We start from the raw sequence: 20,130 nt of genomic DNA on the forward strand, positions 1-20,130 counted from the left end.
GAGACAACAGAAATGCGAAAAATTATGCTGGGGGTCGTCCTCTTGGCGGCCATGCTTTCAGCGTGCTCGGAAGAGCCGACCGCAACGGCGCAAGTGCGACCAATTCGATCGGCCGTGGCCGAAGCGAAGGACCTGGGCGAGACCATCATGCAGACCGGCGAAGTCCGGCCGCGTCTTGAGACGGCAATGAGCTTCAGACTGAATGGACAGTTGACCTATCGCGCCGAAACCGGTTCGACCGTGCGTGCGGGAGACATCGTGGCAGCGGTAGACAAAACACCGTCCAACAACAACCTTTTGACTGCGACAGCTGAGCAAGCTTCGGCAAAATCAGCAGTCGCCCTTGCAGAAATGACCGCTGAGCGCAGTCAGGATCTCTTTGCCAAGAATGTGACGTCCAAGGCGCAGATGCAGGAAACGCAGGCCAATTTGGAAGCCGCACAGGCCCGACTCGAGGTCGCGGCCGCTACGCTCGCCAGTGCGAAAGAAACGCTATCCTACACGGAATTGAAGGCTCAGCGCGACGGCATCATCTCTTCCGTTGCAGCCAATGAGGGCCAAGTCGTGAACGCCGGTCAGGTGGTTGTGACGCTCATATCCAAAGAGGAACGCGACGCGGTCTTCGATATTCCCGAGCGCTTGCTTGCCTTGAAATCCAGCGACCCTGTCGTCGACGTCAGCCTGATTTCCAACCCTGACATAGACGCCAGGGGTCGAGTGCGCGAAATCACGCCGGCTGCGGATGCAAGCACGCGAACGTTCCGGGTTAAAGTCGCGCTGGACGGCGCGAGCAATGAGATGCCGTTTGGCTCCGCCGTTCTTGGCAAGATCGTTCTGTCGCCCAAAAAGCTGTTTCAACTGCCGGCCTCGGCATTGACCAATGATGGAGGCGCCAGCGCCGTCTTCGTCTATGATCGAGCAACGGGCAAGTTGCAGTACCGAAAGGTGCATTTGGAACGCTTCGACGACAACGACCTCTTGATCTCCGCCGGGCTCTCCAATGGTGATATCGTGGCTACGGCCGGTGTCAGCAAACTGCGTGATGGCGAAGTCGTGACGCTCGAAGGCGAGGCGGGCAAATGACCGGAATGAAAGTCCCGCCACGCCAAGGCTTTAACCTGTCCGCTTGGACGCTCAAACATCAATCGCTCGTCATCTTTTTGATGCTCGCCACCTTCGTCGGCGGCATCTGGAGCTATCAGCGGCTCTCCCGCAACGAGGACCCGCCCTTCACGATCAAGACCATGGTCGTTTCGGCAATGTGGCCTGGGGCGAGCACCACAGACACGGTTAATCTTCTGACAGACCCGCTGGAGAAGAAACTGTCCGAGACGCCGCATGTCGATTTTACCCAAAGTTACTCTCGAGCCGGCCAGTCGGTGATTTTCGTCAATCTTCGTGACGACACGCCGCCCGCCAAGGTCGACGAAATCTGGTACACGGTCCGCAAGAAAATCTCCGACACGGCACCGACCTTACCCGCAGGCGTGCAGGGCCCATTTTTCGACGATGAGTTCGGCGATACTTTTGGAAGTATCTACGCTTTTAAGGCGGAGGGTTTTTCGCAAGGCGAGCTTCGCGACCGAGTGGATGCGATCCGCGCCGAGGTCCTGTCACTGCCCAGTATAGGCAAGGTGAATGTCCTTGGTGTTCAGGACGAACAGATCGTCATCGAATTCTCGTCCAGCAAACTGGCTGCGTTGGGCATCGATCCGTCCGCGGCTGTCGAAGCGATCCGTGCCCAGAATGCTGTTGCTCCAACTGGAGTGGTGCGAACTGCGGACGAAAAGATCTCCATGCGCGTCAGTGGTGCTTTCGTATCGGAAAAGAGCCTCCACGACCTGACGTTCAGGGCTGACGGCCGCTACGTCAGGCTTGAGGATGTTGCCAGTGTTTCGCGCGAGCCGATCGACCCTCCCGCGCCCACCGTGCGGGTGAACGGCGAACCGGTCATGGCCCTGGCGGTTTCCATGTCTGAGGGCGGTAATCTTCTCGAATTCGGCAAGGCTCTGAAGGAGAAGATGGTGTCGATCGCCGGCGCATTGCCGCACGGGATCGAAATGACGCAGGTGGCCGATCAGTCCAGCGTGGTCAAGGATGCGGTGAGCGGCTTCGTCAAGGTCTTGGTCGAGGCGATCTTGATCGTGCTGGCGGTATCCTTTGTCTCGCTGGGCACCAGGGCGGGCTTGGTCATCACCGCATCCATCCCTCTTGTGCTGGCGATGACGTTCTTCGGCATGGACATTGCCGGAATCGGCCTTCAACGTATTTCGCTTGGCGCCCTCATCATTGCGCTGGGTCTTCTTGTCGACGATGCGATGATCACGGTCGAGACGATGGTATCGTGTTTGGAAAACGGCAAGGAAAAATCAGTTGCGGCAAGCCATGCCTATGAAACGACCGCCTTTCCAATGCTGACTGGAACGCTGGTCATGATCGCCGGATTCATTCCTGTCGGTTTCGCGGCGTCGAGCGCGGGTGAGTATACCTTCTCGCTATTCATGGTGGTCCTGATAGCGCTTTCTTCGTCTTGGATTGTGGCGGTATTCTTTTCACCGATCATTGGGACTTGGATCCTATCAACAAGCCTGGCGGCCGGCCGCCACGAAAGCGGGACCGTCATGTCGGCCTTTCGCAAATTTCTGAACTGCTCGCTATCACATCGATGGATAACATTGGCCTTCGCCTTGAGCGCGCTGTCCATGTCGATAGTCGGGACAACCCGTCTCGAGCAGCAGTTTTTTCCAGCATCCGATCGCCCCGAACTGCTTGTGAGCCTGACATTGCCGCAAAACGCCTCGCGCGAAGCGACGGACAGGCGCGCGCGTCAGCTGGAGGCACTTCTCAAAAGCGATCAGGATATTGATCATTTCACAACCTATGTCGGCTCCGGATCGGTTCGCTTCTATCTCCCAATGGACCTGCTGCTCGAAAACGACAATGTGTCCGAAACGGTGGTTGTCGCCAAAAGTGTCGAGCAACGCGACGCAGTCCGGGCGCGCCTCGAAGCAGCGCTGGGCAGGGACTTCTCGGATGTGATCACCAGGGTTTCGCCTCTCGAACTCGGACCGCCGGTCGGCTGGCCTCTGAAGTTCAGGGTTACCGGTCCCGACTACGAAGAAGTCCGGGAGCTCGCCTTGAAGGTCGCCAGTATTGTCGGAGACGACCCGCAGAGCCGCGATGTCAACCTCACCGCAGGTGAGCCACAACGCAGCGTGAGAGTCGTCGTCAATCAGATCGAGGCGCAGGCTCTCGGTATGAGTTCGGAGTCTGTCGCAAGCGAGATAGCCTCGATCTTCTCGGGGACTACGGTGACGGCGGTTCGCGACAAGAACAGGCTTGTTGATGTTGTCGTCAAGGGTATCCAGGCAGACCGGACGTCGGTCGCAACGATTGGCAATCTCCAGCTGCGAACCGGTGATGGAAAGTCCGTTCCGCTGCGCCAGGTCGCAGCCGTCACGTATGGCATGGAGGATCCGATCATTTGGCGCCGGCAAGGCAAGCCGATGGTTGTCGTTCAGGCGGATGTCGCCAAGGGCGTCCAGGCAGCGACTGTAGCGAGGGAAGTCGACGCAAACTTGCAAACGCTCCGGTCTCACCTGCCGACCGGCTATTCGATTGTGGCTGGCGGTATTACCGAGGAGGCAGAGAAGGGGAACTCGTCGGTTTTCGCCGTCGTACCGATCATGCTGCTCGTGATTGTGGCGCTGCTGATGGTTCAGCTCCAGAGCTTCTCACGCATGGCCGTTGCAATGCTGATGGCTCCCTTCGGACTTATTGGTGTCGTTGCAGCGATGCTGCCTACGAACACGCCGATGGGATTCGTTGCGCAGCTCGGCGTGATAGCGCTGTCGGGCATGATTATTCGCAACGCGGTAATCCTCATCCAGGAAGTCGATCAGAACGTCGCGCTCGGCCAATCGCCCGACCAGGCCATTGTAGCCGCAGCCCTACACCGAGCTCGTCCCATCGTACTGACCGCATGCGCCGCGATTCTGGGCATGATTCCGATCGCCACCGAGATCTTCTGGGGGCCGATGGCTTACGCAATCATCGGGGGACTTGCAGGCGCTACCGTTCTCACGCTGACGCTCTTGCCCTGCATGATGCTTTGGCTGCTCACGATCGAAAGTCGCGGCGCGCGGGATGTTCCCGCAGAAGTCACGACAGGAGAGACGGTTCTGAACGGTGTGTAGCCAGAGCCTGCCAGGCGCACTTGGTTGGCGCTGTCTTACATGTCTCGTGGCGAGGAATAAGATACGTTCGGACTGTCGATCTTTTGACCGTCGTCAGCAAATGTTTACATTGGCCGACTTCACACTCCATCGGGCGACCCGATCGGCTGGAGCAAATAGAGGGTTCATCGTTCATCCGCTTGCGAAATGAAAGACCAGTAGAATGCCAACTGGAAACTCGACATACCGTCGATATCCGATTTGATCGGGCTTATGGCAACAGCCGGGGTTTGGCGCCCTGGCGCGGAAGGAAGTCGGCCCCCACGCAGGCCGCAATTGCCGCAGGGTCAGCAAGGCCGCTAGTTTCGAGCACGATCTGTTCGACCGACGGCGAGAGCCCATCCTGTTCATTACAGATTCCGCGCAGCACGGCCAGAAGCGCATCCTTGTGCCGACAGCCTGTCTCTAACCGGGTTAGCAATTGCCCGCGATGGCTTTTCCCAATCCAGCATAATATGCCAAATCAAAGCCCCCTTTTCGGCAGAGCATGCCATCTGAGTGCATGGATTCTACGGCGATTGGTTGTTGATTCAGCGCAGGATGCCAGAGTTCGAACTGTATACGAGCCCAGATGGGCGCCTCAGCGCCTGAAAGGGTAGACAAGCGCTTCGCCTGAACTCAGCTTGAAATAAATGCACTTTTATAGGGCCGTGCCGCACTTCACGATTGGAACGCAGTCAATTGCGAGCATCATCCCGAGCAATGCGTCTCGTTTACACAGTGAAGGTCAGCGCGTCCACTTAGCGCCAGCTTGTCTCATCCAACCAGGACCCTACGCCATGAAACTGACAGACTTCAAAGCCCTAACCTTTGACTGCTACGGCACTCTGATCGATTGGGAATCGGGCATGTTCGAGGGCCTTAAGCCCTTGACCAACCGACTTCGCAGCGCGCTGTCGCGGAACCAAGTGCTCGAGGCACATGCTCGTCACGAGTCCTCCCAGCAATTGCAGACACCGGCCAAGAATTACCGCGATCTTCTGCCGATCGTCTACAGGCGCTTAGCCGAAGAATGGGGTATATCGGTTTCATGGGCTGAATGCGTAGCGTACGGCAGGTCGGTGAAAAATTGGCCGGCATTCACCGACTCCGCGGGCGCCCTGCAATATCTCAAGCGCCATTATAAGCTCGTCATTCTGTCGAACGTCGACAATGAGAGTTTTGCTGCGAGCAACGAAAAACTCCAGGTCGAGTTCGACGCGATCTATACTGCCGAGGATGCCGGTTCCTACAAGCCTTCGGACCGCAACTTTGAGTACATGATCAAGAAGCTGGAGACGCTGGGCATCCAGAAGCACCAAGTCCTGCACACGGCTGAGAGCATGTTCCACGATCACGGGCCGGCGAACCATCACGGCCTCGCCTCGTGCTGGATCTATCGCCGCTATAATCAGGAAGGTTTCGGCGCTACCATGCATCCGGGCGACATGCCGAAATATGAATTCAGGTTCGACAGCATGGCCGACTTAGCCAAGGCTCACCAGGAAGCTCTCCGGGCCTAGTGCAATTAGGGGTGCGCGAGAATGGTTGGATTACCAAAACTAGACCGGATCGATATCAACATTCTCGCGCAACTGCAGCAAAACGGACGGCTTTCGAACGTCGATTTGGCTGAATTGGTGGGATTGTCACCAAGCCCCTGCCTTGCACGAGTGAGGCGCCTGGAAGAAGCTGGTTATATTGTAAGCTACAACGCCCGCCTCCATCTGTCCAAGCTCGTGGATCATATTATAGTATTCACCGAGGTGACCTTGAACGATCACAGGCGGGAAGATTTCATCAAATTCGAGGCCAACATTCGTAAATATGAAACACTTCAGGAGTGCCACTTGGTTAGCGGTGGCTATGACTATCTACTCAAATTTGTCAGCAAAAGCGTTGCCGGCTATCAAGAACTTATGGAATCGATACTCGATCGGAACATAGGCATTGAAAAATACTTTAGCTACATCGTTATCAAAACGATCTTCGATCGAGGAACCGTTCCGTTGAAGTCATTGGCCAACGACGGTTGACTATCCAATGTCTTTTCTTGGCCTGAGGCGTTATCGCAGCAACGCTGCGTGAAGGGTCGAACGGTGTCAGCACAATGTGCCTCCCTGTTGCCTCTTTCGGCACAAGAACCTGTTGCCGATGTCGAAACCGCAGCGACTAGTCGGAGGCGTCGCCGGCATGATGGATAACCAGTTTATGAGGTGACGAAATGCTGTCGAACGGCCTGATAGAAGATGATCGTGCTCATCTCATCCATCCTGTCACTTCCCTTCGCGCGCACGAACAACGCGGCGTCACCATGTTGCAATCAGCCAAAGGCTGCTTCGTCACCGATGCGTACGGCCACACGCTGCTTGACGGGTTTGCCGGTCTTTGGTGCGTCAACGCGGGCTATGGACAGGAAAGCATCGTCGAGGTCGCGACGGAGCAGATGCGGCGGCTGCCCTACGCAACCGGCTACTTCCATTTTGGCAGCGAACCGGCAATCCGGCTTGCCACGAAGCTGGCGGAAGTGACGCCTGGCGACCTGAACCACGTCTTCTTTACGCTCGGCGGTTCGGACGCCGTCGACACCGTCGTGCGAATGGTGCGCTACTACAACAATGTGCGCGGACTTAAGCGCAAGAAACACTTCATCAGCCTCGAGCGAGGCTATCACGGCTCCAGTTCGAACGGCGCGGGCCTCACGGCGCTTCCGATCTTCCACGACAAGTTCGATCTGCCACGCTCCTGGCAGCATTACATTCCATCGCCTTACCCCTATCGCAACGTCGTGGGAGAGAATCCCGCGGCCATCACCGCAGCATCGGTGCAAGCCCTGAAGGATAAGGTTCAGGAGATCGGCCAAGAGAACGCTGCCGCGTTTATATGTGAGCCGGTCCAGGGTTCCGGGAGCGTAATCGTGCCGCCGACAGGCTATCTAACGGCCATGCAGGCAGCTTGCCACGAGCTCGGAATTCTCTTCGTCGTTGACGAGGTGATTACCGGGTTCGGCCGCACGGGGCCGATGTTCGCGTGCGAGCATGAAGGTGTTGAACCGGATTTCATGACGATCGCGAAGGGCCTTACCTCCGGCTATGTGCCCATGGGCGCCGCGATCGTTTCCGACCGCGTTTATGAGGTTATCGCCGACGGAACGGCCGACGGGTCGGCGTTCGGCCACGGTCTGACCTATTCCGGCCATCCGGTAAGCGCTGCAGTCGGGCTTGAGGTCATGCGGCTCTACCAGGAAGGCGGCCTCCTGGAGAACGGCAGGCGGGTTGGCGAGTATTTTGGACGAAGATTGAGGGAGTTTCGCGATCACCCGCTGGTCGGCGATGTACGCTCTATCGGACTGCTGGGCGCCATTGAGCTCGTCGCTGACAAGGAAACGAAACGCAGGCCCTCGAGAGACGCGCGAGTCGGTCCACGCCTGTTCGACGCCGGCTACAAGAACGGCCTGATCTTCCGCGCCTTCGGCGATGACACGATCGGATTCGCTCCTCCCCTTTGCATCACCGAAGGTGAGGTGGACCTGCTGATCGAGCGACTCGGCAAGACACTCGACTTGGCCTTGGACTTCAAGGACCTCTGAGCAGCGCACCCAGGGTCAGCCACAATCTTGACTGGTTAGACGCCGTTTCGGCGTTGAACGAGCACCGCCAATGAAAGAGCCCCTATGGACCCCATCGAACAGGTGCTTGCCGATCTGCCGCAGGAGATTGTCACGCGCGACAAGGATATCATATCCGCCTATACGACCGACTTTCGCCGGCACTATACCGGCCGCACGACCGCGGTTTTGAGGCCACGAAATACGGTGCACGTGCAGCACATCGTCCGCGCTTGCGCCGAACGCCGTGTCCCGCTCGTCCCACAGGGCGGTAATACCAGCTATTGCACCGCGGCCACGCCGAGCGACAAGGGCGACGAGCTTGTCGTCAGCCTTGAGAGAATGAACACCGTGCGCGACCTTGATCCGGCGAATCTGTCGGTTTCGGCAGACGCCGGCATCATCCTAAGCGACCTTCAACAGGTCGCGGCCGATGCCGACCTGTTGCTGCCGTTGGCGCTCGGCTCGCAGCAGTCCTGTCGCATCGGCGGCAATCTTTCGACCAATGCGGGCGGAATTTCCGTGTTGCGGTATGGGATGGCCCGCGAACTCGTGCTCGGTCTCGAAGTCGTGCTTCCCGACGGTAGCCTCTATAGCGAACTCAACCCATTGCGGAAGAACAATTCCGGCTATGATGTCAAGCAGCTGTTCATAGGCGCCGAGGGCACCTTGGGCATCATCACTGCCGTATCGCTGAAGCTCGCGCGAAAACCGCGACAGACGGTGACGGCGTTTCTTGCCATCGACGACATCAGGAGCCTGGCAAAAATCCTCGCTGCAGCGCAGGTTCGAACCGGCGAGCAAATCACCTCATTTGAGTACATATCCGACTCTTCGTTGCAGCTGCTTCTGGACGCAAAGGCAGACCTTCGTCGTCCCTTGCAGGGGAAGAGCCGGCATTACGTTCTGCTAGAAGCAGCGACGGCCTCGCCTGTGCTCAACTTTGAGGAGACCGTCACCGGACTGCTCGGCGAACTCTTCGAACATGGCCTGATCTCGGACGGGACCCTTGCCTCAAGTGGCCAGCAGCGCGCGGAGTTCTGGCATCTCCGCGAAAGCATACCGGAGGCCGAGGTTCACCACGGTGGTTCGGTCAAACATGACATCGCTGTGCGCACATCGCGGCTGGCGGCCTTCATCGAAGCGGCGTCACAAATAGTCGAACAGAATTCGGAAGGCGCCGTTGCTTCCGTATATGGCCACGTTGGTGACGGGAATATCCATTTTAACCTGATCCCTCCCGCTCGATCCGACAAGGGTGAGTTCAGGGATCGGCTTGCACGGGAAATCTCTCCACAGATCTATAGACTCGCAGCCGAAATGGAGGGAACGTTTAGCGCCGAGTACGGAATAGGTCGCGTGAAGATGGATCTGCTGGAGCGATATGGTGCACCGGGCAAACTGCGCCTCATGAGAGCTATCAAGGCCGCTTTGGATCCAGACGGCATCATGAATCCCGGCAAAGTTATGGCAAAGCTTTAAGTGAACGACATTCATGTTGTCAGAGCGAGTGTTTGGCCGCGAAATGACGCAGCCGTAGCTTTGCCTTCCTAACGGAGCTGGTGGATAGACTCCGCCATGCGAGCCGGAACCGACAAAACTCCGTTGCGGCGCGATTTGCTTAATTTCCGGCGTACGGACCGGGCTCTGCGGGCTAAACTGGTGAAGTTCGGCCCCAAGAAAACCCGAGCTACCGGAGTGGGCAGTCCAAGCAGCCCCTTTCTTAGACGCTGCACTGACTAAGAATCCTTTCAAGATTGCCATTAACAGCCGGCACATTTGCAACGATCGACCTGCCTGAACGGCAGGTGCCGCCGTGGTGCTGGACCACATCGGTCAAACATGCCGCTCCTGCCGCCCTAGCGTTGCGACGGATCAATCAAGCGCAGATCTGCGGGCGAGCCAACAGCGACGGATCAACAGCAACCAGACGGGAAGAGCCCAAGGATGTCGGAGCCGGAGCGGCCTGGGAAGAGATGCGGTCTCACGGGTGATTTTGTAGAATTCATCGATATTCAAAAGACCTACGATGGTGAGACTCTCGTCGTCAAAAACCTCAACCTGTCGATACGCCATGGCGAGTTCCTGACGCTGCTGGGGCCATCGGGTTCAGGCAAGACGACCTCTCTCATGATGCTTGCCGGCTTCGAAGTGCCAACCCAGGGACGCATCGAGCTTGACGGACGTCGCATCAACGACCTGGCTCCGCACAAGCGCGATATTGGCATGGTTTTCCAGAACTATGCCCTCTTCCCGCATATGACAGTTGAGGAGAACCTCGCATTTCCGCTCCAGGTGCGTCGGATGCCAAGGGCCGATATAGACAAGAAGCTCGATCGCGCACTCGAAATGGTGCAGCTCACTCAGATGCGCAGACGCCGGCCATCCCAGCTTTCCGGTGGGCAGCAGCAGCGGGTGGCCCTGGCTCGCGCACTCGTATTCGATCCGAAACTGGTCCTGATGGACGAGCCGCTCGGTGCGCTCGACAAACAACTGCGAGAGCACATGCAGATCGAGATTAAGCACATCCACGAGCAACTTGGCGTCACAGTCGTCTACGTCACACACGATCAGTCGGAAGCTCTCACAATGTCGGATCGGGTGGCTGTGTTCAACGACGGTGTCGTCCAGCAACTGGCGCCTCCGGCCGATTTAAATGAAAGACCTGAGAACGCGTTCGTCGCTCAGTTCATCGGCGAAAACAACAAACTGACTGGAGTCGTTTCATCACTGAATGCGAAGGAATGCGTCGTCAATGTCAATGGGCACGGGGACGTTCGCGCACTGCCGATCAGAGCCCACGCGCCCGGAAACAAAACGACGCTCTCGCTTCGACCCGAGCGGGTGCGCATCAATCCGACCGCTGGAGCATGTGCCAACCTATTCGACGCCCGCGTCGAAGAGCTGATCTACTTGGGTGACCACACCCGCGCCCGGGTCTCGGTCCTTGGCTCCAACGATTTCATCATCAAACTGCCCAATGCCGAAGGCGTGCCAGACCTGGCACCCGGATCACGCATCCAGGTCGGCTGGAAACCCGAGGACTGCCGAGCTCTCGACTGTAGCTGACGGCGTCAAAGGCAACGCCGGCCGCAAGCATGATCGAGAGGGTGGCCACAACGACCGTCGTCACTGCGGAAACGCGCCCAGTAAGAGGCGGTGCAGCCGGTTGGTTCGGCCAAATTCAACGGGAACCAGAGTGAATAAAAGGGGAATCAAATGAAAAGTGAAATCTCTATCAATCTGATCGCTTCAGCCGTGGCGGCATGCGTACTCGGCTGCCAATCTGCAAAGGCTGCGGAACCTCTGACGATCGTCTCGTGGGGTGGGGCTTATTCGGAGAGCCAACGGAAGGCTTATTATGAGCCCTACACCAAGCAGGCGGGCGTCAAGATCACCGAAGAGGAATATGACGCCGAACTTGGCAAGCTGAAGGCCATGAAGGAGGCCGGTAACGTCACATGGGACGTAATTGACGTCGATTCATCGCACGCGCTCTCTGGCTGCGACGAAGGCCTGTTCGAGAAGCTCGACTATTCGAAGATCGCCGACACGTCGAAATTCTTGCCAGGTACGGCGTTGGATTGCGCCGTTGGCACGATCGCGTATTCGACGATTTTCGCGTTCAACGCCGATGTCTACAAGGACAATCAGCCGTCTTCCCTGGCGGACCTGTTCGACACGAAGAAATATCCTGGCAAGCGGGCACTACTGAAGAAGCCCTTCGGTAACTTGGAATGGGCACTGCTGGAAGACGGCGTTCCGGCCGGCGACGTCTACAAGGTCTTGGCCACACCCGAAGGCGTCGATCGCGCCTTCAAGAAGTTGGACACCATCAAAAGCGATGTCGTTTGGTGGGAGGCGGGCGCGCAACCACCCGAATTGCTGGCCAATGGCCAGGTTGTCATGACGAGCGCCTTCAATGGCCGCATCGGCAATGCCATAAAGGAGGGTAAGAACTTCAAGATCGTCTGGGATCGGCAGGAGTTCGACTGGGATTACTGGGCAATCCCCGCTGGCAGCAAACATGTTGAGGGGGCTTACGACTTCATCAAGTTCGCCAGCGATCCAAAGAACATGTCACAGCAGTCGAAGTACATCGCCTACGCGCCTACGCGTGTCGAGGCCATTGCCATGGTCGATCCCAAGATTGCGCCGACCTTGCCGACCTATCCGGAGAATATGAAGACGGCAGTCACGACGGACGTTCAGTTTTGGGCCGACAACAATGAGGATCTGACCAAGCGCTTCAACGCCTGGCTGGCACAATAAAGCGATGCCGCGCCGCGCCGGACAGGGCACTGTCCGGCGCCTCATTGCGTTCAAACAAGGCGATCCCGACGAATGTCCCTGGCAGAGACTGCGCTGATACAAACCTTCAATGGTGTTGCGCTTAAGACCAAGCTGGCGCGCGCCGAGCGAAAGCAGAAGCTGATGGCTGTGGGGCTGGTGCTTCCACTCTTCCTGTTCATCGTCATAACCTTCCTGTCCCCGCTGCTGGTCATGACCCTCAAGAGCGTCGAAAACCAAGAGACGTTCGGTCGCCTGGATCGAACGCGCGAAGCGCTTGCGACGTGGAGCGGTCAGGACCTGCCAGACGAGGCCGGCTTCGCCGCTTTGGCCGCCGACCTCAGGATCGCCGGGAAACAGCGGCTCGCCGGCGAAATAGCCAAGCGGATCAATTACGAGTTCGCGGGAGCGCAGTCGAAGTTCAAGACGATCGCGCGCAAAGTTGCGGCAATGGAGACGGGACCGTATCGGGAAGCCTTCCTGTCCACGGATGCGGCCTGGGGCGATCCCAAACTATGGCGCATCATCAAGGGCGCTTCAGGTAGATATACTCCATACTATTGGCTGTCCGCAGTCGATCTTCGCCAAGGCGCCAACGGCATCGAGCGGGTGCCTGCAAATCAGGCTGTGTTCCTCGACGTCTACGGCCGCACCTTTTGGATTGCCGGTCTGGTGACAAGCCTTACCCTGGCTCTCGGCTTTCCGGTCGCCTACCTGCTGGCGACGCAGCCGGCGAGCCGCGCCAATGTGCTGATGATCTTCGTTATGCTGCCATTTTGGACTTCGCTTCTGGTGCGCACCACCGCTTGGTTCGTGCTGCTCAGGAACGAAGGACCGCTGAATGATCTCGCCCAGATGCTGATCGGCAGCCGCTTCGACATGATATTCACGCGCTTTGCCACCATTCTCGCCATGACGCACATCCAGCTTCCGTTCACTCTGCTGCCGATTTACAGCGTGATGAAAACGATCCCAACAAGCCACCTACGGGCGGCCCGCTCGCTCGGCGCGGGGCCATTTCTGGCCTTCTGGCGTGTGTATTTTCCCCAGACTGTGCCCGGCATTGCCGCTGGTTGCCTCCTGACCTTCATCCTGTGCCTGGGCTACTACATCACGCCAGCACTCGTCGGCGGACCGCGCGACCAGATGGTCAGCAACTACGTGTCCTACTATATGAATAACATTATCAATTTCGGGCAGGCGTCCGCCTTGGGCGCGACGCTTCTTATCGCCACGCTGGTGCTCTACTGGGCCTATAACCACCTGGTCGGCATCGACAAGATGAAGCTGGGATGATCGCGATGGCCCCTCTTCCGCTGCTCGGACTGCCACCCTATGCCTCGACGCTGGAGCGCGCTTGGCGGCTTTTCTTCTTCGCCTTTTGCGGCCTGGTTCTGCTTTTCCTGATCTCGCCGATCCTCATCGTACTGCCAATCAGTTTCAACGCTACACCGTTCCTATCCTTCCCGAAGGGCGATTGGTCGTTGCGCTGGTATGAGGATTTCTTTTTCAACGATCGCTGGACGACGGCCGTCAAGAACAGCGTCATCATCGCGTTCTTCAGCACCATTCTTTCGACCTCCCTTGGAACATTGGCAGCGCTGGGATTGTCACGACCCTATTTTCCGGCCCGGGCTGCGGTCATGGCGGTGCTGATCTCGCCGATGATCGTGCCCGTGGTCATTACGGCCGCGGCGCTGTTCTTCTTCTATGCTAATCCGCTAATGGTCACGTCGCAGCCCATTATCGTCCTGAACAACACTTATACCGGCGTCATTCTGGCCCACACGCTGCTTGCAACCCCCTTCGTCGTGATCACCGTCACGGCGACCCTGACGGGTTTCGATCAGTCGCTGATCCGGGCCGGCGCGAGCCTCGGCGGATCGCCTGCCCTGGTCTTCCGCAGGGTGATGTTGCCGCTCATCGCGCCTGGCGTCATTTCCGGCGCCCTCTTCGCCTTCGTCACCTCTTGGGACGAAGTAATCTGTGTCCTGTTTATCGGCAGTTCGGACCAGCGCACACTGCCTCGCCAGATGTTCAGCGGAATTCGTGAAATGATCAGCCCCACCATCACGGCTGCAGCCACCGTGCTGATCGCTCTGGCGATTGTCATGCTGGTGACAGTAGAACTGTTGCGCCGCCGTACAGAGCGGCTGAGGGGCATCACGACGTAGGATTCGAATTCAGGCGACCATTGGTATTTTGAGTAGTCGTCCTCGAATCTCCGCTTCGATTGCAGGATCCGGCGCCGCAGGTGGTTCACAGGCGATCGACGTCTGTAGATACGTCTCGGCGATTGCCGCCGCGTCGCGGCGGAACTTGGCGACCGACACACAGCGCCCCTGTTCCAGCCAACCCGCGCTATGCAGAATGAAGTCCGCTCCGGAGACCACCGATGCCGCCAGGACGCGTGCGCCCTCGCTTCCGGCCTGCGCATCGTCCACCTTCGCAGATGTGACCGCCCCATCACCGCGCGAGGGGATCCCAAGTCGTCGGGAGAGTTCAGATGAATAAAGTTGTACCAGCTGTGAGGCGGGATCTCCGAAATTCGGCTGCATGCTTCTCATATCGAACGGCCAGGCGAGAATTCCTATGACGACGGGGGCGCCCGGCCGCCAAAGCTGCGTCAGCGCCAATCCCGGAAGCACCTCAGCGTAACCCTGAATAAGCGATCCGGCGATCGTTGTGGGGCTCGTCGCTCCCATCATCATGTAGGAGGAGATCATCGCAGCCTCGCCGGCCCGGGCGATGATACGGAGGCATTTCAAAGGATTTTCCCAGTAGGTCAGTGGTGGAGTGCAGTTAACCAGATGAAGCAGATTGCAGGCGCCTGTTTGCGGCGGCCGCTGAAACGCCGCTGCCGTCAGATCGATATACTCCATCGCGATCTCAGGGGATGCGACACTGCCCATGAATGGTTTATCCGAGCACGTCAGGTGCGCGAGCAGCATTTCAAAGGGACGCGAAGCCTCCGATACATCATCCAGGACACAGATCATGTGTCCCGAATTGGTGAGCCCTGAGCTTTCATGGGCAATCGCAAGAAGCTGACGATAGATGTCTCTCGAGCCTTTGACCCGTTGCCCGCTCTCCAAAAGAACATCCGGTGCGCCGTAAATTGGGGCGAAACTGGTGCATGCCAGACCGCCAACGACCGTATCGTGATCGGGATTCCGGGCCCTCAGCCGAAAACTGCGCGGCGCGCTTCTACGAATAATCTGGCGAAGGGCGGATCCGTCGAGACGCACAACTTCGCCGTCAACGACACCACCTGCTCGTCTCAATTGCTCGATGGTTTCAGGATCGTTCTGGAATCGAATTCCGACTTCCTCCAGAATCCGGTCTGCCGCCTTCTCAATCGCATCAAAGGCCGCCGCATCTGTTGCCGGCAAAAAGCTTCTCGCCAGATAATCCGAAAGCTCGCGTTGCTGGCAGCCAGAATGACCTTTCATGCTCGATTCCCAAGATATGCCTTCGCGCAAAACACCATCACCAGAGTTTGCGCAAGCAGGATGACCTATTTGCCGTGAAAACTAGAATGTGCGCGCCCATGCAATGTGCCTAACCGGATCCCATTCCGCCTTCCTGCCGCGAGGCGGTGATATCCGTTCGCGCTAAGTGACGGCTTGGGCTATCGCGTCGTAATGTCGACTTAATTCCACGAAGTGCGAGCCTACGCCCAGCAGGACCCAATAGTCTTGCTTGGCGTGCGCAACGACGAGCGGAAACTCAGAACTAAGCGTCTATCGTGCGGGGTTTGCTGCGACGCAGCAGCCGTATGCGGGCAACGCAGAGGCCCCCTATTCGAGTCTGATGGCGTGATTGGTAACCAAAGTGCCTAAAGTGGAAAACTCGTCTCGATATCAGAAGGATCACAAATTCTCCGGCACCCGTCAAAGCGCCTTTTGCAGCTCCGGCAGAATGACGAAGAGATCGCCGACAAGGCCGTAGTCGGCAACCTGGAAAATCGGCGCCTCCTCGTCCTTGTTGATGGCGACGATGACCTTCGAATCCTTCATGCCGGCGAGGTGCTGGATGGCGCCGGAGATGCCCACCGCGATGTAGAGATCGGGGGCAACCACCTTGCCGGTCTGGCCGACCTGCCAGTCGTTCGGCGCATAGCCGGCATCGACCGCGGCGCGGGAGGCGCCGACGGCTGCACCGAGCTTGTCGGCGACCGGCAGGATGACTTCCTGGAACTTCTCCGCCGAACCCAGCGCACGGCCGCCCGAGATGATGATCTTGGCCGAGGTCAGCTCCGGACGGTCGGTCTCGGAAAGCTTGTTTTCGACGAAGGTGGACAGGCCGGGGTTGGCTGCCGCCTTGATGCTCTCGACCGCCGCCGAGCCACCCTCGGGAGCTGCCTGGAACGAGGCGGTGCGCACCGTGATCACCTTCTTGGCGTCGCTCGACTGCACCGTCTGGATGGCGTTGCCGGCATAGATCGGCCGCTTGAAGGTATCGGGCGATACGACTTCGATGATCTCGGACACCTGCGCGACGTCAAGGAGCGCTGCCACGCGCGGCGCGACGTTCTTGCCCGACGAAGTCGCCGGCGCGATGATGGTGTCGTAAGCGCCGGCCAGCGACACAACCAGTGCCGCCGTCGGCTCGGCGAGGCGCTCGGCGAGTTCGTCGGCTTCGGCGAGCAGCACCTTACTCACGCCCTTCAGCTTGGCGGCGGCATCCGCTGCCGGCTTGGCGCCCTTGCCGGCAACCAGCACATGCACGTCCGAGCCGATCTGCAGGGCTGCCGACAGTGCCTTGGCGGTCTGGTCGGAAAGGGTTGCGTTGTCGTGTTCCGCGATGAGGAGAATGGTCATTTTTCTGTTCCTTTCCCGATCGCTTACAAAACGCCGGCTTCGTTCTTGAGCTTGTCGATCAGCTCGGCGACACTCTTGACCTTGACGCCCGCCTTGCGGCCGCTGGGCTCCTCGGTCTTGAGCACTTTCAGGCGCGGCTTGACGTCGGCGCCGTAATCGGCCGGGCTCTTTTCGTCGAGCGGCTTCTTCTTGGCCTTCATGATGTTGGGCAGCGAAGCATAGCGCGGCTGGTTGAGGCGAAGATCGGCGGTGATGATCGCCGGCATTTTCAGCTCCACCGTCTGCAGGCCGCCATCGACTTCGCGCGTCACCTTGGCCTTGTCGCCTTCGAGCACGATCTTGGAGGCGAAAGTGCCCTGTGCCCAGCCGAGCAGGGCTGCCAGCATCTGGCCGGTCTGGTTGGAATCGTCGTCGATCGCCTGTTTGCCGAGGATGACGAGGCCGGGTTGCTCGGCGTCGACGACGCCCTTCAGCACCTTGGCGACGCCAAGCGGCTCGGTCTGTTCGTCGGTCTTGACCAGGATGGCGCGATCGGCGCCCATGGCGAGCGCGGTACGGAGCGTTTCCTGCGCCTGCTGCGGGCCGATCGAAACAACGATGATCTCTTCGGCCTTACCGGCTTCCTTCAGCCGGATCGCCTCTTCCACCGCGATTTCGTCGAACGGGTTCATCGCCATCTTGACGTTGGCGAGTTCCACCGCCGAACCATCAGCCTTGACACGAACCTTGACGTTCGCATCCACAACCCGCTTCACGGGCACAAGGATCTTCATTTGCCTATACCTCGAGTTTAGGTGGTTCGTTGGCCGGAGCCAGTCCCATAGGTTTAGAGCGTTTCATAAGCCTTGACTGTTCGGAGCCACAGCTGTTCGTAAGCTGCATCTGTCATGTAGGCCGCATGAGCGGTTAATGTGACATTGTTCAGTGAAACGTAAGGACTGCCTGCGGGAAGCGGTTCTTCCGGAAACACATCCAGTGCTGCGTGCCCAATCTGCCCTTCGGCCAACATCTGCAACAGCGCCGCTTCCTCGATCAGACCGGCGCGCGCCGCATTGACGAGAATAAAGCCCCTCTTTGGAAGGAGCAGTCGACGAGCGTTCAGAATTTCAGCCGTTTCCGGGTTGAGGGACAGATGCAAGGAAACGACGTTTGCATTGTCTAATGCTTCATCGAGATCCGCAACAAAGCCTGGGTAATCACGGGCAGTTCGGCTCCAGGCTGCCACCTCCATACCAATTCCGCTCGCAAGGTCCGCCATGCAGGTTCCGATCCCACCTAGGCCGAGCACTGCAATCTTCTGTCCCATCAACTGCAATCCGCCCACGGGCGACCAGAGCCCGGAGCGGGTTGTTCGGTCCATCTCGGCTATTCTGCGCGCTGCTGAGAACATCAGACCAAATGCGTGCTCGGCAACTGATCGATCTCCATAACCAGGGGTGGTGTACACCTGCACATCGCGTTTTGCGGCGTCATGCAGATCGACGTATGTTCCTGCCCCCGTCCCCATAAAAATGATCGCTTGTATTGAGGGACAAGCATCGAGAACAGCTGGTGGAACAACCGTGTGCTCGACGAGGAGCACTTCGGCCTGCGCGCACATTGCCACGAGGTCTGCTTGCGTGGGGTTCCCTTCGTTGATCGTGATCGCACCGGGCACCGGCAACTTGCGGTCCTTTATGACGCGGGCCAATTCTTCAGTACAATCGACAAATATCGCGCCCATGCGACTTCTCCCTGAGGTGGCGTTCAGCCACCTCCCAGCCGAGATCCGGCCTAATCTAGAGCTTGTCTCCGGCCTCGGCCGCAGTTCGGATCACCTAAAAGGCACTACGCGGCGGCAGACACCTTGTCGGCATTCAACGCGTCGGCGAGGATGGAAACAGCCTCGTCGAACTCTCCATCGGAGAGGGTGACGGGGGCCAGGAAGCGAACGATGTTGCGATTAACCCCACACTTGATCACAAGCAGACCACGCTCGCGAGCACGCTCCATGACCTGTTGCGCACGATCTGCATCGGGCCTCTTAGTCACGCTGTCTGACACGAACTCGATTGCGCGCATGAAGCCGACGCCACGCACGACGCCAATATCGGCGTGCGCTGCCATCAGCGCGTCAAGGGCGGCCGACAATTTCGTGCCCAAAGTTGCGGCGCGCTCGATAAGTCCGTCTTCTTCGAAGGCATCGAGAACCGCCAGTGCTGCAGCGCATGCGATCGCGTTGCCACCATACGTGCCACCGAGTCCACCAGGAGCGGGTGCATCCATGATCTCGGCCTTGCCGACGACACCCGAGATCGGAAACCCACCGGCCAAGCTCTTCGCGACCGTGACCAGGTCGGGCTGAATTTCCGCGTGCTCGAAGCCAAAGAGCTTCCCGGTGCGACCGAACCCGGTTTGAATTTCGTCGGCGATGAGGACGATGCCGTGGCGCTGCGTTATCTCTCTGAGAGCACGCAGGAACTCTGGTGGAGCCTGGAGGAAGCCGCCGTCGCCCTGCACGGGTTCAATGATGATGGCGGCGACGCGATCGGGCGCGACCTCAGTGGCGAACACTTCCTCGAGCGAGGCAATAGCGCCTTCTGTCGTAATGCCGCGATAGCTATCAGGATAGGCCGAATGGAAGACCTCGCCAGCAAAGGGGCCGAAATTCTGCTTGTACGGCTGTGCGAAGCCGGTGAGCGTTACTCCAAGCAGCGTGCGCCCATGGAAGCCGCCGCGAAAGGAAATCACGCCTGGGCGGTTAGTGTAGGCGCGCGCAATTTTTATGGCGTTTTCCACGGCTTCTGCGCCGGTCGTGAGGAATACGCTTTTGTATGCTGCACCCTTTCCGATCAGCTTGTTGAGTCGCTCCGCCAGAGCAATGTAAGGCTCATACGCTGCCACCTGGAAGGCCGTGTGAGTGACGCGCTTGAGTTGCTCCTGGACCGCCGCAACCACCCGGGGATGATTATGGCCAACGTTGAGGACGCCAATGCCTCCAACAAAGTCGAGATAGCGGCGACCGGTGGTGTCCCAGATGTGAGCACCTTCCGCGCGATCCACGATGATGGGGTGTGCCGTCAGCAGGCCCCTGGGGATATTGTTCGCGCGGGCCGTCAGAAGTTCATCTTGGCTGCGCTGGTTCGAGGACATGGGTTTTCCTTCCATCATGGAGTGACTGTGTCGGGACAAGGTGTCGGAAACCGGCCGGGTCAGA

15 protein-coding genes are annotated in these 20,130 nt (G+C 58.5%); 10 read left to right on the plus strand and 5 right to left on the minus strand.

Translation table 11 applies throughout. The annotated features are described in order from the left end of the window. Nucleotides 1-12: 12 nt before the first annotated feature. The 10 genes from NKJ18_RS26860 (at nucleotide 13) to NKJ18_RS26905 (ending at nucleotide 14,285) form a co-directional block, all read left to right on the plus strand. A complete protein-coding gene (locus NKJ18_RS26860) occupies nucleotides 13-1,083 on the plus strand; it encodes an efflux RND transporter periplasmic adaptor subunit (RefSeq protein ID WP_352760576.1) in 1,071 nt (356 codons plus the stop codon). After that, a complete protein-coding gene (locus NKJ18_RS26865; protein WP_352760578.1) occupies nucleotides 1,080-4,196 on the plus strand; it encodes an efflux RND transporter permease subunit in 3,117 nt (1,038 codons plus the stop codon). The genes NKJ18_RS26860 and NKJ18_RS26865 overlap by 4 nt, the downstream gene beginning before the upstream one ends. Nucleotides 4,197-5,014: 818 nt before the next feature. Continuing rightward, nucleotides 5,015-5,737, plus strand: a complete 723-nt coding sequence (locus tag NKJ18_RS26870; protein WP_352760580.1) for a haloacid dehalogenase type II — start codon at nucleotides 5,015-5,017, stop codon at nucleotides 5,735-5,737. 21 nt (nucleotides 5,738-5,758) lie between these two features. Continuing rightward, complete coding sequence (locus NKJ18_RS26875) at nucleotides 5,759-6,250, plus strand: Lrp/AsnC family transcriptional regulator (protein WP_352760583.1); 492 nt, start codon at nucleotides 5,759-5,761, stop codon at nucleotides 6,248-6,250. A 188-nt stretch (nucleotides 6,251-6,438) separates the two neighbouring features. Continuing rightward, complete coding sequence (locus NKJ18_RS26880; RefSeq protein WP_352760585.1) at nucleotides 6,439-7,803, plus strand: aminotransferase class III-fold pyridoxal phosphate-dependent enzyme; 1,365 nt, start codon at nucleotides 6,439-6,441, stop codon at nucleotides 7,801-7,803. An 84-nt stretch (nucleotides 7,804-7,887) separates the two neighbouring features. Then, nucleotides 7,888-9,303, plus strand: a complete 1,416-nt coding sequence (locus NKJ18_RS26885; RefSeq protein ID WP_352760587.1) for an FAD-binding oxidoreductase — start codon at nucleotides 7,888-7,890, stop codon at nucleotides 9,301-9,303. A gap of 465 nt (nucleotides 9,304-9,768) precedes the next feature. Then, nucleotides 9,769-10,890: an ABC transporter ATP-binding protein gene (locus NKJ18_RS26890; RefSeq protein ID WP_352760589.1), complete on the plus strand. Its 1,122-nt coding sequence runs from the start codon at nucleotides 9,769-9,771 to the stop codon at nucleotides 10,888-10,890. A gap of 150 nt (nucleotides 10,891-11,040) precedes the next feature. Then, nucleotides 11,041-12,093 carry a polyamine ABC transporter substrate-binding protein gene (locus tag NKJ18_RS26895; RefSeq protein ID WP_352760592.1) on the plus strand — a complete coding sequence of 351 codons (1,053 nt, stop codon included), beginning with the start codon at nucleotides 11,041-11,043 and terminating at the stop codon, nucleotides 12,091-12,093. Between the two features lie 72 nt (nucleotides 12,094-12,165). Beyond that, nucleotides 12,166-13,407 carry an ABC transporter permease gene (locus NKJ18_RS26900; RefSeq protein ID WP_352760594.1) on the plus strand — a complete coding sequence of 414 codons (1,242 nt, stop codon included), beginning with the start codon at nucleotides 12,166-12,168 and terminating at the stop codon, nucleotides 13,405-13,407. Then, the gene (locus tag NKJ18_RS26905) at nucleotides 13,404-14,285 is read left to right on the plus strand and encodes an ABC transporter permease (RefSeq protein ID WP_352760596.1); all 882 of its coding nucleotides are present in this window, start codon (nucleotides 13,404-13,406) and stop codon (nucleotides 14,283-14,285) included. The genes NKJ18_RS26900 and NKJ18_RS26905 overlap by 4 nt, the downstream gene beginning before the upstream one ends. 9 nt (nucleotides 14,286-14,294) lie before the next feature. On the opposite strand, the gene NKJ18_RS26910 is transcribed toward NKJ18_RS26905, so the two are convergent. The 5 genes from NKJ18_RS26910 to gabT form a co-directional block, all read right to left on the minus strand. After that, on the minus strand, nucleotides 14,295-15,563 hold the full coding sequence (locus tag NKJ18_RS26910; protein WP_352760599.1) for a trimethylamine methyltransferase family protein: 1,269 nt from the start codon (nucleotides 15,561-15,563) through the stop codon (nucleotides 14,295-14,297). Nucleotides 15,564-16,004: 441 nt separating this feature from the next. Then, nucleotides 16,005-16,934 carry an electron transfer flavoprotein subunit alpha/FixB family protein gene (locus NKJ18_RS26915; protein ID WP_352760602.1) on the minus strand — a complete coding sequence of 310 codons (930 nt, stop codon included), beginning with the start codon at nucleotides 16,932-16,934 and terminating at the stop codon, nucleotides 16,005-16,007. Between the two features lie 23 nt (nucleotides 16,935-16,957). After that, complete coding sequence (locus tag NKJ18_RS26920; RefSeq protein ID WP_352760604.1) at nucleotides 16,958-17,707, minus strand: electron transfer flavoprotein subunit beta/FixA family protein; 750 nt, start codon at nucleotides 17,705-17,707, stop codon at nucleotides 16,958-16,960. Between the two features lie 53 nt (nucleotides 17,708-17,760). Next, nucleotides 17,761-18,657, minus strand: a complete 897-nt coding sequence (locus NKJ18_RS26925; RefSeq protein ID WP_352760606.1) for an NAD(P)-dependent oxidoreductase — start codon at nucleotides 18,655-18,657, stop codon at nucleotides 17,761-17,763. Nucleotides 18,658-18,761: 104 nt separating this feature from the next. Next, on the minus strand, nucleotides 18,762-20,066 hold the full coding sequence (gene gabT / locus NKJ18_RS26930; RefSeq protein WP_352760608.1) for a 4-aminobutyrate--2-oxoglutarate transaminase: 1,305 nt from the start codon (nucleotides 20,064-20,066) through the stop codon (nucleotides 18,762-18,764). Between the last annotated feature and the right edge of the window lie 64 nt (nucleotides 20,067-20,130).

Source organism: Mesorhizobium sp. M0217, assembly GCF_040321955.1.
In the GTDB taxonomy this organism is placed as follows: domain Bacteria; phylum Pseudomonadota; class Alphaproteobacteria; order Rhizobiales; family Rhizobiaceae; genus Mesorhizobium.

Coding starts and splice junctions, on each gene's coding strand:
- NKJ18_RS26905 (WP_352760596.1), top strand. CDS start 13,404: ATGATCGCGATGGCCCCTCTTCCGCTGCTCGGACTGCCACCCTATGCC.
- NKJ18_RS26915 (WP_352760602.1), bottom strand. CDS start 16,934: ATGACCATTCTCCTCATCGCGGAACACGACAACGCAACCCTTTCCGAC.
- NKJ18_RS26885 (WP_352760587.1), top strand. CDS start 7,888: ATGGACCCCATCGAACAGGTGCTTGCCGATCTGCCGCAGGAGATTGTC.
- NKJ18_RS26875 (WP_352760583.1), top strand. CDS start 5,759: ATGGTTGGATTACCAAAACTAGACCGGATCGATATCAACATTCTCGCG.
- NKJ18_RS26910 (WP_352760599.1), bottom strand. CDS start 15,563: ATGAAAGGTCATTCTGGCTGCCAGCAACGCGAGCTTTCGGATTATCTG.
- gabT (WP_352760608.1), bottom strand. CDS start 20,066: ATGTCCTCGAACCAGCGCAGCCAAGATGAACTTCTGACGGCCCGCGCG.
- NKJ18_RS26890 (WP_352760589.1), top strand. CDS start 9,769: ATGTCGGAGCCGGAGCGGCCTGGGAAGAGATGCGGTCTCACGGGTGAT.
- NKJ18_RS26870 (WP_352760580.1), top strand. CDS start 5,015: ATGAAACTGACAGACTTCAAAGCCCTAACCTTTGACTGCTACGGCACT.
- NKJ18_RS26865 (WP_352760578.1), top strand. CDS start 1,080: ATGACCGGAATGAAAGTCCCGCCACGCCAAGGCTTTAACCTGTCCGCT.
- NKJ18_RS26860 (WP_352760576.1), top strand. CDS start 13: ATGCGAAAAATTATGCTGGGGGTCGTCCTCTTGGCGGCCATGCTTTCA.
- NKJ18_RS26900 (WP_352760594.1), top strand. CDS start 12,166: ATGTCCCTGGCAGAGACTGCGCTGATACAAACCTTCAATGGTGTTGCG.
- NKJ18_RS26895 (WP_352760592.1), top strand. CDS start 11,041: ATGAAAAGTGAAATCTCTATCAATCTGATCGCTTCAGCCGTGGCGGCA.
- NKJ18_RS26920 (WP_352760604.1), bottom strand. CDS start 17,707: ATGAAGATCCTTGTGCCCGTGAAGCGGGTTGTGGATGCGAACGTCAAG.
- NKJ18_RS26880 (WP_352760585.1), top strand. CDS start 6,439: ATGCTGTCGAACGGCCTGATAGAAGATGATCGTGCTCATCTCATCCAT.
- NKJ18_RS26925 (WP_352760606.1), bottom strand. CDS start 18,657: ATGGGCGCGATATTTGTCGATTGTACTGAAGAATTGGCCCGCGTCATA.